The organism is Enterococcus quebecensis, assembly GCF_001730365.1.
GTDB classification, from domain to species: domain Bacteria; phylum Bacillota; class Bacilli; order Lactobacillales; family Enterococcaceae; genus Enterococcus_L; species Enterococcus_L quebecensis.
Map to the genome: position 1 here is coordinate 326,445 of NZ_MIKB01000013.1, position 16,502 is coordinate 342,946.

Here is a 16,502-nt window from a genome sequence, read left to right on the forward strand (position 1 = left end):
TTTAGGTAATCCTATATTGACACGACCGTTTCGTTGCCCAAATCAGTCTTCCTTTATTGTTCCGACGAAAGCGTCCAGAAAGAATCAATGTTGCGCCCCTTCTAAATAACCAATTGATACATTCACTGTAGGATACTTTTCCTAGCATTTTATACTTATTTAATTCTATTTTTGTTCCTGAAATAAGTACTACTTCTGCTGCCGATTTTGATAATACATTAATCACGTGATTGCTAGGTGCTAATACATTCCAACTATTTAATAATATTTCTTTTTTTGTGGATCTCTTTTTAGAGTAAGTAGGGAGTTCTTTATTAATTAATATCTTTTTGACCATATCTAGGGATACGATCTGAAAAAATTAATTATCTCCATACCATTCTTTTTTTGAATAGTCATATTTTTCTCTAAAATCCTCAGCATATTTTTCAATTAACTTATACTTAACTATATTTTCTGGTTTTATCAATAAAGTAGGTAGAAGCGTTAGTCCTATTAGAAGAAAAATTAATCCTCCACCCCACAATATATATTCTGTAATGCTTACACTCTCAAATGTTATATCGACATTTAACAGCCACCATCTATTAATACGGTAAATTATTGTCCCTAAGACTATCAGAATTACAAAAATTCCTAAGAGTTTTGATGTTTTTGTTGCAAACAGCTCACTTTTTTTGCTCCATTTACTATGCCCTAAATTATATTTAGCTCTTAATAGATTCGATGTTTTAAAGTATACAATAAAAAGAGAGAGCATGTAGCTAATTGTTATATAGATTATTGGTACTATATGATATGTGTCCTTTTTTATATATAAAAAAACCGTAAGAAAAAAAATGACACCCGTTTGTACTATCATGTATAGATAAGTATTGTAGTTAACTACTTTTTGAAAGTTGTTTAAAGTAAGATATTTTATTAAAAGAAAAAAAAGTATGCTTAAAGAAACCATAGATATACCCCAGTAGTAATTTAGTGATGGAAAGCTTATCAACGCTGAAAAAAGAGACGAAAATATAATTTTATTGGTGTACGAAGAACTATTAGATGACATAGTAACAATGGTCTCTATATCATCTAAATATATGTCTTTTTCCGCTTCTGCAAATGCTATTTTATGCATATTTACCACCTCGGTAATCCTGTATTAAAATCTCCTGTATCAACACGACCGTTTTGTTTTCCAAACCAATCTTCTTTAATTGCCCCAATATCCCCACTTTCTAAATTTTCATGTCCTCTATAATAAATTTCATAGTTTCATACTACTAACATTACTTTTTCCTAAAGAAACTTGTGTCCCTTTGTTGACAGACACAGCGTTTATACCTGAAATTGCTCCAGCAGCGACCCCAATATCTGAAGCTATATTTACCATTCCAACACTCCTTTATTTGACTTTTAGTCATGTATAATTTTATCATAGACTGAAAGTCTAAGAAACTCTTTTTTATACTCCAATAGACATACGAAATCTTTATTTGTGAAGTCAAAATATTCTAGGAAACAAGATTAGAGCTGTAATTACGATCGTATGAAGTACGTAAAAAAGCGTGAATATTTTTCCACTAGGATTCATAGTACTCGTTTATTCCCACCTTTTAAAAGATAAGATTTTCGTGAAATGGATTCCCATCGATCAAAAGACAAAAAATGGAACCTCTTCGGAAAAAGGTTCCACTTTTGTCTAGCACTGCAGAGAATCATCTTATTATTCTCCAGCTGAAGGCTGTTTCTCTTCTTCGACTAAAAGGTGAGTTGTTAAAGTTTTCATTACCTGTTCTTAGGCTTTTATTTACAGCTTAACAGCCTTGATCCGCAATCGCCGATAATCTGCTTCCCAGTGATCATCCTTCCACAATCTTGGCGTCAAATCCCGTTCCAGATTCTTAAGCACCCTCTCTTTCTGCTCCTCTGACAAATTCCCCAGTTCAGTCGAATAAAACTGTTCCATCCAAGACCTCAAACCAACTCGACCACCTTTAAGTGGCGTAGGGCGTTCATACTCTAAAATCTCCACCACATCAAAATGATTTTTTTCAAGCAAAACACGATAGTCTTCCACTGATGTAAAACAAAACGGCTCCTCAAAAACTAGGCCTAACCCATTTAACTCCCGTCCAAAAGCTTGTCTAATGGACTGAACATTGCCCATTGCACCAAACTCACAAATCAACTGTCCATTTTCGTTTAGAAGTTCACTGATATTTTTCAATAACAGTTCTTGATCAGGTATCCAATGAAAAACTGCATTTGAAAAAGCAATATCATACATTTCAAGTTGATCAGAAGGATTTAAGATATCTTCTTGTAAAAAATTCAAATTAGGATGGCTCTTTTTTGCTTGATTGATCATATTTATTGATTGGTCGATCCCTGTTACTTTATGCCCAAGTTGAGCGATTTGGTTCGTTAATTCTCCTGTTCCACAGCCGATATCTAAAACTGTCTTTATTTTTTGGGGCAACAATGTCAGTAAACTTGCGCCATATTTAAACACAAAATCATGTGTTGTATTGTACTGTTTTGCATCCCATTCCATTGACACCTCTCCTAACTATATATTGAAAAAAGCTACACCAAAAAAATATTGATGTAGCTCGGCTATTTTTTTACTGCCAATAGGCTGGGATCTTCGCTTCATATGCTGTAATCTCATCCTCATGAGTCAAACTAATCGCAATATCGTCCAACCCATTCACTAACTTATGCTTCCACGTTCCATCAATTTCAAAGGAATATGTCCCTTTGGGTGTAATAACTTGTTGCTTAGGTAAATCGATCGTAATCGTTTCATCCGCTCCAAGTTCTGCTAAAGCTTTTAATTCTTCTGGTTTCAATACAATTGGCAATAGTCCATTTTTCGTGGCATTCATATAAAAAATATCACTAAAACTACCTGCAATGACCGCTCTAAAGCCGTAATCATCCAACGCCCAAGCTGCGTGTTCCCTTGATGATCCCGAACCAAAGTTATCTCCTGAAATCAAAATCGTTGCCCCTTGATATTTAGGCTCATTCAACGTAAATTCTGGGTTTGGCGTCCGATCTGGCAAATAACGCCATTCGTCAAATAAGAACTCTCCAAAACCTGTTTTTTCGATTCGTTTTAGAAATGATTTGGGAATGATTTGATCCGTATCAATATTGTCGTTCATTAGCGGAACGGTGGTTCCTGTATGTTGTGTAAATGCCTCCATTATGCACCAAGCTCCTCTCTAATATCTACAAATGTTCCTTCAATTGCGGCGGTCGCTGCCATCGCTGGGCTACACAGATGAGTTCTTGCCCCTTTGCCTTGGCGTCCTTCAAAGTTTCGATTAGAGGTTGAGGCGCAGTGAACACCTGCAGGCACTTGGTCTGGATTCATCCCTAGACACATAGAGCAACCTGGTTCACGCCATTCAAATCCTGCTTCGGTGAAAATTTTATCCAAGCCAATTTTTTCAGCTGCTTTACGAACAGGTCTTGAGCCTGGTACTACGATTGCAGTGATACCTTCTTTGACTTTTTTTCCTTTAACAATACGGGCTGCTTCTTCCAAATCGGACAATCTGCCGTTGGTACAAGATCCGATAAAGACATAACCAATTTCAATATCTGACGGTCGTTGGCCTGGTTTTAGATCCATATAGTTATATGCTCGTTCATCATTCATATCTTTGATTTCTGGGAAAGTCCCTGTGATTGGAATACCCATTTCGGGATTAGTGCCCCACGTTACAAAGGGAACTAGTTCATCTGCATTTAACTCTAGATTTGTGTCATAAACAGCATCTGGATCGCTTGGTAGTTTTTTCCAATCAGCGATCGCCGCTTCCATGTCTTCTGGTGCATATTCTCTACCACGCACATATTCAAAGGTTTTCTCATCTGGCGCCATCATCCCCATTTTTGCGCCGCCTTCAATGGCCATATTACAGATGGTCATCCGTTCTTCCATCGTTAGGTTTTCAATCGTCTCCCCATAAAATTCAACCGCATGTCCAACGCCAAAATCCACACCATATTTTGCGATCAAAGCTAGAATAATATCTTTTGCGTAAACACCTTTCGCCAATTTACCAGTGATTTTTACCCCCATTGATTTAGGTTTGTTTTGCCAAATACATTGTGTAGCAAAAACATGTTCTACTTCACTTGTACCAATACCAAATGCTAACGCACCAAATGCGCCATGCGTGGCTGTATGAGAATCACCGCAAACGATAATTTTCCCCGGTTGTGTCAATCCAGTTTCAGGTCCAACCATATGAACGATTCCTTGACGGTCACTCCCGTTATCGCAAAGTGTTACGCCAAATTCTTCACAGTTTTTCTGCAATGCTTCGATTTGTTTTTTTGCTACTAAATCCGTGATATTAAAGATATCTTTGGTAGGTACATTATGATCCATCGTGCCAAACGTTCTGTCTGGGCGACGAACTTTTCTGCCCGCTTCTCTTAGTCCTTCAAAAGCTTGAGGGGACGTTACTTCATGGATTAGATGAAGATTAACATATAATAGCTGTGGTTCTCCTGCACTGCCAGTAACGACATGTTGTTCCCAAAGTTTATCAAATAGTGTTTTTCCCATGTTAAGCACCTCTCAATTCTTTTATGACTGCTTCTGTAAATTCTGTAGTTGTTGCCCGTCCGCCTAAATCTGTGGTCAAGATTCCTTGATTCATCACACGATCACAAGCATCTTCAATTTTTTTCGCTGCATCTTCTAATCCAAAAGATTGGCGCAACATCATAGCTACTGACAAGATCATTGACATTGGATTAGCGATATTTTGATTGGCAATGTCTGGTGCTGACCCGTGGATTGGCTCGTATAATGACGGCCCTGATTCGCTATGGCTTGCGCTTGGCATCATGCCTAGTGAACCTGGAATCACCGATGCTTCATCACTTAAGATATCGCCGAATAAATTTTCTGTGACGATCACATCGAAAGCTTTTGGTTTTTGAATCATCACCATCGCTGCTGAGTCCACAAGTTGATGTTCTAACGTGCAGTCTGGAAATTCTTGTGCTACTTCTTCAGCTGTTTGACGCCATAATTTACTAGTTGCTAATACATTTGCCTTATCAACAGAGGTCACTTTCTTATTTCTCGTACGGGCAATTTCAAAGGCTTTGCGAATAATACGCTTAATTTCAGCTTTTGAATAGGTACATAAGTCAGAAGCTTCTGTTTCCCCTAGTTGTTTTTCCCCAAAGTAAATACCTCCAGTTAACTCACGAACAACAATAAAATCAACACCACGAACGTTCTCTTCTTTTAATGGAGATAAATGAGCGACTGCATCTGGTACTGAGATTGGGCGAATATTTGCAAATAAGCCTAACGCTTTTCTTAAACCAAGCAACCCTTGTTCAGGGCGTTTTGGTGCATTGTCCCATTTTGGTCCGCCAATCGCACCTAATAAGATCGCATCTGCTTTTTCGCAAGCTTCTAACGTTTCTTCTGGCAGCGGCTCCCCTTTTTCATCAATACCAGCGCCGCCAAAAGCAAAACGTTCAATATCAAATTCTAGATTATCTTGTACCATAATTTCTGCTAAAATCTTCAATGCGCTATCCATAATTTCTGCTCCGATACCGTCTCCCGGTAATGCTACGATTCGTTTGGTCATTTGGCTTTCCCCACTTCTTTTTGAAATTGTTCACTAGCTTTGATATAGGCTTTTGCTGACGCTTCTAGGACATCGAAATCGATGCCAATACCGTTAAATTGTTTATTGCTTTCAGTATCAGCTAAGGTCACGTGGACTTCAGCTTGAGCATCTTCGCCCCCTGTAATCGCTTTGATGTAATACTCTTTTAGTTCTGGTTTTTGTGCTAGTATTTTATCGATAGAATTATAAATGGCTTGAATACTTCCTGAACCAATTGCCGACTCTGTGTTAGTTTCGTTTTCTCCTGAGCGGATAGAAACGATTGCTCCTTGACTACCGTCTGATACGTATTGCAATTGCACACGTTCTAAGCGATAGATTTCATTACATTCTTGAGATTGTCCTACCATCAATGCGATCAGATCCTCTTCTGTAACTTGTTTCTTTTTGTCAGCGAGTGATTTGAAACGTTTGAAGGCATCTTTTAGCTCATCTTCTGTTAGTTGGTAACCAAGAGCTTCCATTTTTGTCGCAAAAGCATGGCGACCAGAAAGTTTTCCTAGCGGCAGTGAGTTTTCATTTACTCCAACTAATGATGGTGTAATGATTTCGTAAGTATCTGGATTTTTCAATACGCCATCTTGATGAATTCCCGATTCGTGAGCGTATGCATTCGCACCAATAATTGCTTTGTTCCGTGGTACAGACACACCAGACAAACGACTAACAAGATCGCTGGTTCTTTTGGTTTCTTTCAATGTAATATTACTTTGTGCTTGGTAGAAATCTTTTCTGATGTAAAGTGCCAAGGCTACCTCTTCAAGAGCAGTATTACCAGCGCGTTCGCCGATGCCGTTGATCGTTCCTTCAACTCTGCGAGCGCCATTTTCGATGGCCGCTAAGGCATTGGCCGTCGCCATTCCTAAGTCATCGTGGCAATGTGAAGAGAAAATAATTTCTTGGTCACTTTGGATATTTTCGATCAAAAATTTAAATAGTGCGCCATATTCAGTTGGGTTAGAATAACCAACTGTATCAGGAACATTGATAATCGTGGCTCCTGCATCGATGGCCGTTTGGACAGCTTTTAGTAGGAATTGTTTTTCTGTTCTAGTAGCATCTTCTGGCGAGAATTGAACTTTCTCGAATTTGGTTCTAGCATAACTGACATGTTCTTTAATAGAAGCTATTACTTCATCTGGTGTCATTTTCAGTTTATAGTCCATATGAACTGGACTAGTTGCTAGAAAGACATGGATTTGTGGGTACTTAGCATTTCGTAAAGCTTCATACGCACGATCGATGTCGGCTTTTTGACAACGAGCCAGACCTGCGACAGTCATTTTTTCAACATTTTCAGCGATGGCCTTGACTGCTTCAAAATCACCGACAGACGCAATCGGAAATCCCGCTTCGATTGTGTCAATGCCCCATTTTTCTAGCTGTTTGGCGATTTGAACTTTTTCTTTGGTATTGAAATTCACGCCTGGGGTTTGTTCCCCATCTCTTAGAGTAGTGTCAAAGAATTGGATCGTTTTCATTTTTCATACATCCTTTCAAACTCTTCATTTTTTGGGTTATTGGGTTAAGTGAAACGAATGAGGTTTCTCTCACTTCGTTTCGCCAAGTATTGCGCAACAATTGCTTTTTGCAAATCTTGTACTATCATCATCAACTGACTTTGTTCGTTGTGATTCTCAGCATGTTTTGCAACAAAAAAGCATCCCACGATATGGGATGCTTGTCATCCCGTTCATGCAATGCGAAAACAGGACTCTCAACGTCTGATAAGAAAAAGCTATGATTCAGCTAGTTTCTAAAATCAGTGTGATGAGTCCTTCAGTAATAATAAGAATGTAATTATTGTTGTTTGCTTGTTCATAATCATCAACATCCTTTATTGTCAGAATTTTTGAATAATTCAAACTATAGTGTTAAAGATACAGAACTTCTTACTTAAAGTCAATAGATTTATGAGATTTTTTTTAGAGAAGCTGAATAAAATGGGTTCTTTCTTCTTATCCTCCAAATTCTCTTTTACAAGTTTGTTCTAAATCACTAAAAATATCATATGTGTTCTCACTACCAATCGATAGAGGAATCTATTTTACTAATCTTCAAAGCTGATGAATGATTTTACATCGCCGACATTCGCTAGTAAATAAAATACTTTCATACAACTAATCAAACTTTGTCCTGCTTGTATACTTTTTTTTATGACTACTATTAAGTTAGATGGAACTCCTTTTTTTATCTAGAATTCATACTTTTTTCATTTTTCATAAATATTTAAAAGAAACAGAGTGTCCTATTTCTCTTTCTACTCATTTTTTATTATAATTAGGAAAACTGGAGGTCGATTTAATGTCAGCAAGTAATGAGAAAGTCGCACTACTTTTATCTTATCTATCTGAAACCCATACAAAGAGTGCATCTTTATATGATTTAGTCACTAGCCGTTCGCATTCTGAGGATACTAGAATCCTTTTGAATATCAATGAAGTATTTACATACTATCATAGTGTACGCGTTTTTTATTTCAGTAATAGTGAACTAAAGGCACCGCAAGTACAATCTTTCTTCAAAGCTTTTGAAGATTTTTATTTTGAATTAAAACAGCTCTTTTTCCTAGAGGATGATGATAGCGCCCTACTTTATAATAAGTTAACGGCTATGCAAGATTATTTTGAGCAGTTGACGAATGATTTTAATGTTTTATAATAGAGTAGACAACACGTAAAGAAGGTGCCCAAATGGATCAAAGCGAAGTAGTAGATCGCTTACGCGAAGAGTTGGAAATTCCATTTTTTAATGGAACTATCGAAGAACGTGAATACACAGAAGCAGAGTACCAAAAGATCAAATCTGACCTTGTTCAGTATTTTGATGACTATGTTCGTAATGTAGAAAATTGATGTAAATCTTATACTACTAAAAAAAGAGTGGGACAAAAGCCTTCTTTCCGAAAGGATGGCTTTTGTCCCATCGTTTATTCTCAGTTAGGGTATGAGGCAAAAGTGATTTTTACTTTTGTGTCATACTTTTTTTTGTGTCTTTTAAATCATTCTATATTCTAAAAAATAAACAAAAAAACCCAATTAAAATATAATACAAATAGATAAAATAACCTTTCTTTATTTCAAAATACAAATAATAAATATATTCCAAAAGAATAATAGTATAAATCGTTTTGGAAAATAAAAAAACCACCGGCTGAAAAGGCCGATGGAAAAGGAGTATTACTCAATAAGAGTAAAATGAAAAATAAAAAGGTTGTTGTTGGTATGAACATATAATACAACACATTTTTTCTTTTGTCTACTAAAAATAACGTTAAAAGTTAATTAGCTATCCCTTTTTTTTGTCATTTCTTTTGTTTATTTTTTTATTTTTTCAACAAAAGATTGCTCATTCGTGTGATGGCAAATGAAATATCGTCTGTTGCTTTGTCTTGTTTTTCTTCAGAGTTGTTGAATAAATCAACATCTACGCCTTTTTCTGGATCTAAAGATAAAATCATTTCATTACATCCAGCTAAATATTCGACATATGAACGTTCAAATTTTTTGTGAATACCCATTACACGTGCTGGCGGACGTAATTGAGTGACCTTTTCCAACATCGCTGTATATTCTTTAGTTCCATCTTGGAAAATACGTTGGATTTCAGCAATTCTTTCTGAGCTCAATTCAGTGACTTTTCCTTCATCGATTGCTTTACGAACTTCTTCGTAGTAATCGTTCATTTTTTCGCCGACTTCTTCTGTTTCTTTCACAATATCATTGATTTTTTGAACATAATATCCTAAATTTGGTTTCACTATCTTTCCTACTTTCTTTTAGTAATCACTTAATTTTAACTTTTTCATCCTCACATGACAAGGACTATCTGAAAAACCTTTCGTTCAAACTAAGAACAAATAAAAACTGCAAACATTTTTGCTTGCAGTTCTATACTTTATTTGATTTCGTCACTTGTTTGGATGATTTTAGAAATCATACCATAATCTTTTGCTTCGTCAGCAGACATCCAGAAATTGCGGTCTGTGTCTTTTGCGATTTTTTCATATGTTTGACCTGTCGCTTCAGCAATCAAACGGTTCACACGCTCACGCATGCGGATGATTTCTTTCGCTTCAATCTGGATCTCTGTACTTTGGCCTTGAACACCACCAGCAGGTTGATGAATCATATAGCGGGTATTTGGTAAGCTATATCTATTTTTTGCTTCAGCAGCTAGATAAATTGTAATACCTGCACTTGCAACCCAACCAGTACCAATCACAATAACTTCTGGTTTTACAAATTTGATCATATCATGGATTGTATCACCCGCTTCAACGTGTCCGCCTTGGCTATTAATAAAAATTTTGATTGGTTCATCACCCATAGCTGCTAGTAAAAGCAATTGAGAAGTAACTTCTCTGGCTAAGTCTTGATTAATCTCACCATAAATCAAAATTGTTCGTTCTTCAAATAGTTTTTTCATAAACGCATTTGGTTGTTGTTTTTCTTCTGTTTCTTCATTTTCATCTAAATAGTTCATGTCTAGTGACCTCCTTATTTTTAAAAGCATAATGGGCTCGATTATATTTTTTTCAAAAAAGTTGACCCATGCAGCTAGATAACATACAAGCTGAACAAAATCATTTAACATGTAAAGTTAAATATCTATATTAATAATACCGCAATCTGAAAATTTGTCCACTTTTTTGACTTATTTTGACCTTAAAAAATATAATTTGAATCTATTAAAAATTATACCAATAAAAAAGCAGAAATGCATCTAAAGACACATTTCTACTTTTGATTTTTCTAAAAAAATTGTATTAGCTTTTACCCATTCTACGTTGAATGAATTTCACGATTTCAACAATTGGAACAATCGCAAATGATGTCCCGGCAACAATTGCCCATTGGTAGGCATCTAAAGATGTCACGCTAAACAAGTCATTGAAGCCTGGAATCAAGATCGTTGCTGCTAATAGTAAGAACGATACTAAGATTGCCCAGTTGAATGATTTGTTTCTGAACAAACCAACTTTAAAGATTGATTGGTAAATAGATTTCACGTTGAATGCGTGGAATAATTGGATCAAGCCTAAAGTTGCAAAAGCCATTGTCAATGCATCACCATGTTGTAAATCATACAATGCAGTTGCTGATAAGTGTGGCATATTTGCAACTGTATGCGCTGGGAATTCAATCGCCATTTTATAAACGATCAACGTCAACGCACCTTGCGTGATCCCTTGATAAATGACACTGCTTAAAACACCACCAGAGAAGAAGTTTGATTTTTTCCCACGAGGTGCATGGCTCATAACATCACGTTCAGCAGGTTCCACACCTAAAGCAATCGCTGGGAATGTATCGGTTACTAAGTTAATCCACAATAAGTGAACAGGTAGTAATGTATCCCAAGCTAACATTGTTGCGATAAATAACGTTAATACTTCCCCTAAGTTGGCAGAAAGTAGGTATTGAATTGTTTTTTGGATGTTAGAGAAGACTTTGCGTCCTTCTTCAACAGCAACGATAATTGTAGAGAAGTTGTCATCAGCTAAGACCATATCAGAGGCACCTTTTGATACTTCTGTACCAGTGATCCCCATTCCGATACCAATGTCTGCTGCTTTCAAGGCTGGTGCATCATTCACACCATCACCTGTCATTGCAACAACTTTTCCTTCTTGCTGCCAAGCTTTAACGATGCGAACTTTATGTTCAGGTGATACACGAGCATAAACAGAGTAGTGTTCCACAACTTTAGCAAATGCTTCATCAGATAGTTCATTCAATTCAGCGCCTGTAATAACCGCATCATCGTCGCCTTCTTTGATGATTCCTAGACGAGCCGCAATTGCTTCCGCTGTATCTTTGTGGTCTCCAGTAATCATGATTGGACGAATACCAGCTTCTTTGGCCACTTTAACCGCTTCTGCTGCTTCTTTACGTTCTGGATCAATCATACCAACAAGACCAGCAAATACTAAATCTTTTTCGACTACATCAGAATCCATTTCAGTAGGTACTGCATCTACTAATTTGTAAGCCATACCAAGTACACGAAGTGCTTGTTTCGCCATTTTTGTATTATTCGTTAAAATCTCTTTGCGGCCTTTTTCGTCTAAGGTCGTTGTTTGGCCATTTAATAAAACTTGGTTACAACGTTTTAATAACTCATCTGGTGCACCTTTTACAGAAACTAGGAATTTTCCATCTGTTAATTGGTGAACGGTTGTCATTAATTTACGATCTGAATCAAATGGGATTTCAGCTACACGTGGTTCAGCCGCAACTTTTTCAGTTACATTGAAGCTATGATCTAAACCGTATTGCACTAATGCGGTTTCGGTTGGATCACCAATCAATGTGCCGTCTTGAGCAATTTTTGTATCATTAGTATATGTCATGATTTTTAATGCCATATTATCCATTGACACATCTGCAGTAGCTGGCGCTATGTTGTTATCAGTATATAGTGCTTCAACGGTCATTTGGTTCAATGTCAATGTTCCTGTTTTATCGGAACAGATAATATCTGTGCTACCTAATGTTTCAACAGCAGGAAGTTTGCGGACAATGGCACTTTTCTTCGCCATTTTTTGTGTTCCTAAAGCTAAAATAATTGTAACGATTGCAGGTAATCCTTCTGGAATGGCTGCTACAGCTAATGAAATCGAGGTTAATAACATGTCGATCCATGTTCTGCCGTTCATCATACCTACAACAAACATGATCGCTGCAATCACTAATATCGCAATCGTCAACATTTTACCTAATTGATTTAGATTTTGTTTTAGTGGTGTTTCTGTTTCTTGCTCGTTGGCTAACATACCAGCGATCTTACCAACTTCTGTATTCATTCCAGTACCAACAACCACACCGATTCCTCGACCATAAGTAACATTACTGTTGGAATAGGCCATATTGATGCGGTCACCAATACCGATGTCTTCAGCTGTTCCTTGTAAAACGGAGATTTCTTTTTCAACTGGAACTGATTCACCTGTCAACGCCGCTTCTTCAATTTTTAGACTAGCTGCTTCTAATAAACGTAAATCGGCTGGTACAACGTCTCCAGCTTCTAATAAGACAATATCACCTGGAACTAATTCGTCACTTTTGACTGTAATAACATGTCCATCACGACGAATATTTGCATTAGGTGAAGACATTTCTTTTAATGCTTCGATTGCTTGTTCTGCTTTGGCTTCTTGAATCACACCAAAAATCGCATTTAAGACAACAACCAGTAATATAATGATTGAATCAACAACATCATGTGAAAACACTGCTGAAATCACTGCAGCAAATAATAACACAATGATCATAAAGTCTTTAAACTGTTCAAAGAACTTTACAACGATTGATTTCTTTTTTCCTTCATCTAATGCGTTGGCTCCATAACTTTCTAACCTTTTTTTGGCTTCTTGATCTGATAAACCTTCCACAGTTGTATCAAATTTTTGTAAGACCTCTTCTTCTGACTGCGTGTAAAATGCTTCAGATAGTTGAACCTTTTTCTCTTCTGACATGTTCTTCCTCCTCTTTAATTTTGCAGCTACTTAAATCTATTTTACTTCATAAAAGCAAAACGAACACGTTTTTGAACTTATGATTGATACGCTGGTTCGCAGCAAAAACGAAAAAAAATAGACCTCTGTATGCTACCTAAATAGAACATACATAAGTCTCACCGTTTAAGACAACACCAGAAATTGCTTTCGGAGTTGGTGATGTTGTCGCAGCTAGCGCCGCCAGTTACTCCCTCATGAAATAATATGGTAGTGATTACTAACAGTAAATCACCAATAATTATTGCTAAATTGATTATACCTGTTCTTTTAGTGTTTTTCAAATGAAATCGTGTTGATTTTCAGAAAAGTCTTGGTTTGGTCTGAAAAAGCGTCCAGTATTTACATAAACGTTTAATCCAATTTGCATTTCTAGTATATTCGTCACTATTTTATGCATGATATTCCCCATTGAAAAACGGTGGTGCAAAAGCAGCTCTTTCGGAAGTAAGCCAAAATTTACCAAAAATAAAAATAAGAAGAACACTTTTCAAAAGGTCCTTCTTATTGCTGTAAAACACAACAAGGTACGAGTTGATGTTTCACAGTACCTACTTAGTTCTTGGAGCTTAATGCTTTTGTCCCAAGCTTGAGATATATTCCATAAGCTTTCACTCAGATCAAACGATGTGCTATTTTCTCAATCCTTGTTCTTTACATGCATCGATTTCATCCAAAAATCATCAGATGTTCCCCGCTCCATTCCCATAATAAATTTCTCTCGAATATCAGGATAGGTTTGAGCCATACCACTTACAAGCTGTTTGATTTCTTCCCGTTTCGTTTTCTTATCAACTGGACAAGGATTAAAAATCACTGGTAACTCTTCTCTTTTAATAAACTGAATGATCTGTTTTTCTTCCACATAAATTAAAGGACGAATTAACGTGATATCTGTATTTGATAGATAACTGATCGGTTCAAAACTAGCCATTTGTCCATGAAATAAAAAATTCATAAAATACGTTTCGATTCCATCATCCAAATGGTGACCTAAAGCAACTTTATTACAGCCCATTTCTTTTGCACGCTTATATAAAATTCCACGACGCAATTTGGCACACAAGGAACAAGGGGAACGTTCCTCTCGAATATCAAAAACAACTTGAGCAATATTTGTGGGAACCACCTCTAATTCATAACCTAATCCTTCCACAAATTCTTGCAGTGGAGTAATATTCATGTCAAATCCCATAGCCAATGTAATTGGGACGATCTCAAATTCAAAACCTAGACGTTTTTGTTTACTGATCATATCTAGAAAATACAACAGACTTGTACTATCCTTACCACCACTCATACCAATCGCTACTTTATCTCCTGGCTGAATCATTTGATGGTTCAAAACCGCTTTACGGATCGGATTATAGTAGGTTTGATTGTCTTTCTTTTTAAAGCTCATTTTATTCTCCTTTTTGATCATTTGATTCATTTAAAAAAATCAGTTTTTAAACTATAATTTTTACCAGAAACAACATCATATTGAATCAAACGATAGTCTTCATATAATTCTTCTTGCGTTTTATTCAAGGCAAGTGTTTTAGTCCATTTTTTATCTTTATAATAGAAGCCTTTTTCAAAAGCAGGTACTTGTTTTTCCAATTCAGTTAGCATTTGGTAAAATCCAGTCATCTGCATTCCGCTTTGATCAAATAGTGTTGGAGCAAAATAAAAAGGACTGCTAACAGCATCATGGGTGGTCTTTCCTGTTAATTTCCCCTGATTATCGTACATTAAGAATTCTGTTTGATGCATCTTCACTTCATCGTTTTCTGCTTTGATCTCATCTGAATAGATACTTGGCAAATGATCTCCCCAGAAAACAACTAATGTCCGTCTTTTTACGTCTTTCAATGCGATTGTAAACTGTTTTAATGCTTCACTACTGTAAGCAACATCTTGCATATAACTGTCGATAGCTTTTTTATTTCCTTGACTTCTTGAAGAATAATTGGAGGTCGTGTACTTCTCGCTATATGGCATGTGGGTTTGCATTGTCACTAAATGGACAAACTGCGGGTTTTTATCCTCTTGCAATATGTCTAGTACTTCTTTATAAGCTGATTCATCAGAAATATATGGATTGTTTTGAATCGTCTCAGTGTGTTTCATAGTATCTTCGCTGATAAACTGGTCAAAGCCCATTTTATTGTAGACATCCTTACGCTTGTACATGGATGTATTGTATGGATGGATTGCTGTCGTTTGGTATTCCTGATTCTTCATAAGTGAAACAATCGATGGAATTTCTATCATTTTTGGAATCAACATAGTATAAGGGGTTGTCATCTGCGGGTTAAACAGTTCCATTGAAAAACTAGTTAATGCTTCAAATTCGATATTTGCTGTTCCGCCTCCATAGTTTTGTGACAGCATTTTCCCACTATAGGTTGTTTTGGCAATATCATAATAGTCCTTTAATGGATCTGAATTAGCCGTTACTCCTGTTAAATTCTGAGGATTGGAAAAGCTTTCACTCATCACAAAGATAATATTTGGCTGTTCTTCTAATGAACTTTTCTCTTTTTGTGCAGTTTTGGTGTATTTATGCGTAATTTCTTCGATGTTTTCTTGTGAATAATTTTCTGGTTCATCCATCGCTTCTACCTTCAAATTATATAAAAAACCACCCATAAATCCTGTGTTGTAGTAATTCATTTTTTGGCTGTAAGGAATCCAAAGTGCTGTCCGATCGTAGGCTTTTCTCAATAAATTATTCGAATTGTTAAAATTGCTAATATAAATCAATAACCCCACTGTTACCACTAAAACTGAAAAGCGTATGATCTGTATTTTTTTCGATAATCGTCGACTGCTATACATTGCTCTTCCAAAAAAGAATAAAGCAACTGCGGCAATCAATAAAATTAAAATAAAGGGTACTGTTCCAATCATTTCTCTAAGTAGACCAAATTCTGTAATCATCTTTAAATCATCTGGATAAATCGGCTCTGTTCGATAAAACATTTTTTGATAATCCGCAAACCCTAAAATACCAATCATAATCCCATAAAGTACACTTCCTAAAACCAGTGATCCTGCTAGACTACATAAAAATAGTAAAACGATCATCAAGACAAAACAACCTAAAACAAATTTTTCTGTATGCCATGAAAAAGCAAATTTAAACACTAACTCCATTGATAACTCATTTTGACACCACTGTAAATATAAGTTACTAATAAAAACTAACAAGATCATTCCAATAATGATCAGTGGGTATTTAATTGATTGTTTTTTGAGTATTTTTAGTTTTTCTTTCACACAATTCTCCCTTTTCTCTTTCCTACACATGTTCTATAATATTTTATGCT

15 protein-coding genes are annotated in these 16,502 nt (G+C 36.2%); 2 read left to right on the top strand and 13 right to left on the bottom strand.

Annotation, left to right across the window (positions count from 1 at the left end; all coding sequences use genetic code 11):
* Position 1 precedes the first annotated feature (1 nt).
* The 8 genes from BCR23_RS07785 to BCR23_RS07815 all read right to left on the bottom strand — a co-directional run bounded on the left by BCR23_RS07785 (position 2) and on the right by BCR23_RS07815 (position 7,150).
* Entirely contained in the window at positions 2-337 is a 336-nt protein-coding gene (locus tag BCR23_RS07785; RefSeq protein WP_069634922.1) for a hypothetical protein, read from the bottom strand.
* Positions 338-361: 24 nt separating this feature from the next.
* A complete protein-coding gene (locus BCR23_RS07790; RefSeq protein ID WP_069634923.1) occupies positions 362-1,126 on the bottom strand; it encodes a hypothetical protein in 765 nt (254 codons plus the stop codon).
* 129 nt (positions 1,127-1,255) lie between these two features.
* Positions 1,256-1,381 carry a hypothetical protein gene (locus BCR23_RS14975; protein WP_276205077.1) on the bottom strand — a complete coding sequence of 42 codons (126 nt, stop codon included), beginning with the start codon at positions 1,379-1,381 and terminating at the stop codon, positions 1,256-1,258.
* A 417-nt stretch (positions 1,382-1,798) separates the two neighbouring features.
* Positions 1,799-2,545, bottom strand: a complete 747-nt coding sequence (locus tag BCR23_RS07795) for a class I SAM-dependent methyltransferase (RefSeq protein WP_069634924.1) — start codon at positions 2,543-2,545, stop codon at positions 1,799-1,801.
* 70 nt (positions 2,546-2,615) lie between these two features.
* Complete coding sequence (gene leuD / locus BCR23_RS07800; RefSeq protein ID WP_069634925.1) at positions 2,616-3,203, bottom strand: 3-isopropylmalate dehydratase small subunit; 588 nt, start codon at positions 3,201-3,203, stop codon at positions 2,616-2,618.
* A complete protein-coding gene (gene leuC / locus BCR23_RS07805; RefSeq protein ID WP_069634926.1) occupies positions 3,203-4,579 on the bottom strand; it encodes a 3-isopropylmalate dehydratase large subunit in 1,377 nt (458 codons plus the stop codon). The genes leuD and leuC overlap by 1 nt, the downstream gene beginning before the upstream one ends.
* Before the next feature lies 1 nt (position 4,580).
* Entirely contained in the window at positions 4,581-5,627 is a 1,047-nt protein-coding gene (leuB, locus tag BCR23_RS07810; protein ID WP_069634927.1) for a 3-isopropylmalate dehydrogenase, read from the bottom strand.
* The gene (locus BCR23_RS07815; protein WP_069634928.1) at positions 5,624-7,150 is read right to left on the bottom strand and encodes a 2-isopropylmalate synthase; all 1,527 of its coding nucleotides are present in this window, start codon (positions 7,148-7,150) and stop codon (positions 5,624-5,626) included. Before BCR23_RS07815 ends, leuB begins: the two co-directional genes overlap by 4 nt.
* Before the next feature lie 823 nt (positions 7,151-7,973).
* Here BCR23_RS07815 and BCR23_RS07820 point away from each other — a divergent pair.
* Complete coding sequence (locus BCR23_RS07820) at positions 7,974-8,330, top strand: hypothetical protein (RefSeq protein WP_069634929.1); 357 nt, start codon at positions 7,974-7,976, stop codon at positions 8,328-8,330.
* Positions 8,331-8,362: 32 nt separating this feature from the next.
* Entirely contained in the window at positions 8,363-8,524 is a 162-nt protein-coding gene (locus BCR23_RS14735) for a hypothetical protein (RefSeq protein ID WP_010763183.1), read from the top strand.
* Between the two features lie 470 nt (positions 8,525-8,994).
* On the opposite strand, the gene BCR23_RS07825 is transcribed toward BCR23_RS14735, so the two are convergent.
* The 5 genes from BCR23_RS07825 to BCR23_RS07850 form a co-directional block, all read right to left on the bottom strand.
* Positions 8,995-9,429, bottom strand: a complete 435-nt coding sequence (locus BCR23_RS07825; RefSeq protein WP_069634930.1) for a hypothetical protein — start codon at positions 9,427-9,429, stop codon at positions 8,995-8,997.
* A 137-nt stretch (positions 9,430-9,566) separates the two neighbouring features.
* Positions 9,567-10,154 carry an ATP-dependent Clp protease proteolytic subunit gene (locus BCR23_RS07830; protein WP_010763181.1) on the bottom strand — a complete coding sequence of 196 codons (588 nt, stop codon included), beginning with the start codon at positions 10,152-10,154 and terminating at the stop codon, positions 9,567-9,569.
* A 283-nt stretch (positions 10,155-10,437) separates the two neighbouring features.
* Entirely contained in the window at positions 10,438-13,149 is a 2,712-nt protein-coding gene (locus BCR23_RS07835; protein ID WP_069634931.1) for a cation-translocating P-type ATPase, read from the bottom strand.
* Between the two features lie 679 nt (positions 13,150-13,828).
* Positions 13,829-14,590: a tRNA 2-thiocytidine biosynthesis TtcA family protein gene (locus tag BCR23_RS07845; RefSeq protein ID WP_069634933.1), complete on the bottom strand. Its 762-nt coding sequence runs from the start codon at positions 14,588-14,590 to the stop codon at positions 13,829-13,831.
* 26 nt (positions 14,591-14,616) lie between these two features.
* Positions 14,617-16,452, bottom strand: coding sequence for an LTA synthase family protein (locus BCR23_RS07850; protein WP_069634934.1), 1,836 nt, complete (start codon positions 16,450-16,452; stop codon positions 14,617-14,619).
* Between the last annotated feature and the right edge of the window lie 50 nt (positions 16,453-16,502).

Excerpts from the sequence above, each read along its gene's own strand:
- BCR23_RS07820 (WP_069634929.1), top strand. The coding sequence starts at position 7,974 with ATGTCAGCAAGTAATGAGAAAGTCGCACTACTTTTATCTTATCTATCT.
- BCR23_RS07830 (WP_010763181.1), bottom strand. The coding sequence starts at position 10,154 with ATGAACTATTTAGATGAAAATGAAGAAACAGAAGAAAAACAACAACCA.
- leuB (WP_069634927.1), bottom strand. The coding sequence starts at position 5,627 with ATGACCAAACGAATCGTAGCATTACCGGGAGACGGTATCGGAGCAGAA.
- BCR23_RS07785 (WP_069634922.1), bottom strand. The coding sequence starts at position 337 with ATGGTCAAAAAGATATTAATTAATAAAGAACTCCCTACTTACTCTAAA.
- leuC (WP_069634926.1), bottom strand. The coding sequence starts at position 4,579 with ATGGGAAAAACACTATTTGATAAACTTTGGGAACAACATGTCGTTACT.
- leuD (WP_069634925.1), bottom strand. The coding sequence starts at position 3,203 with ATGGAGGCATTTACACAACATACAGGAACCACCGTTCCGCTAATGAAC.
- BCR23_RS14735 (WP_010763183.1), top strand. The coding sequence starts at position 8,363 with ATGGATCAAAGCGAAGTAGTAGATCGCTTACGCGAAGAGTTGGAAATT.
- BCR23_RS07815 (WP_069634928.1), bottom strand. The coding sequence starts at position 7,150 with ATGAAAACGATCCAATTCTTTGACACTACTCTAAGAGATGGGGAACAA.
- BCR23_RS07845 (WP_069634933.1), bottom strand. The coding sequence starts at position 14,590 with ATGAGCTTTAAAAAGAAAGACAATCAAACCTACTATAATCCGATCCGT.
- BCR23_RS14975 (WP_276205077.1), bottom strand. The coding sequence starts at position 1,381 with ATGGTAAATATAGCTTCAGATATTGGGGTCGCTGCTGGAGCAATTTCA.
- BCR23_RS07835 (WP_069634931.1), bottom strand. The coding sequence starts at position 13,149 with ATGTCAGAAGAGAAAAAGGTTCAACTATCTGAAGCATTTTACACGCAG.
- BCR23_RS07795 (WP_069634924.1), bottom strand. The coding sequence starts at position 2,545 with ATGGAATGGGATGCAAAACAGTACAATACAACACATGATTTTGTGTTT.
- BCR23_RS07790 (WP_069634923.1), bottom strand. The coding sequence starts at position 1,126 with ATGCATAAAATAGCATTTGCAGAAGCGGAAAAAGACATATATTTAGAT.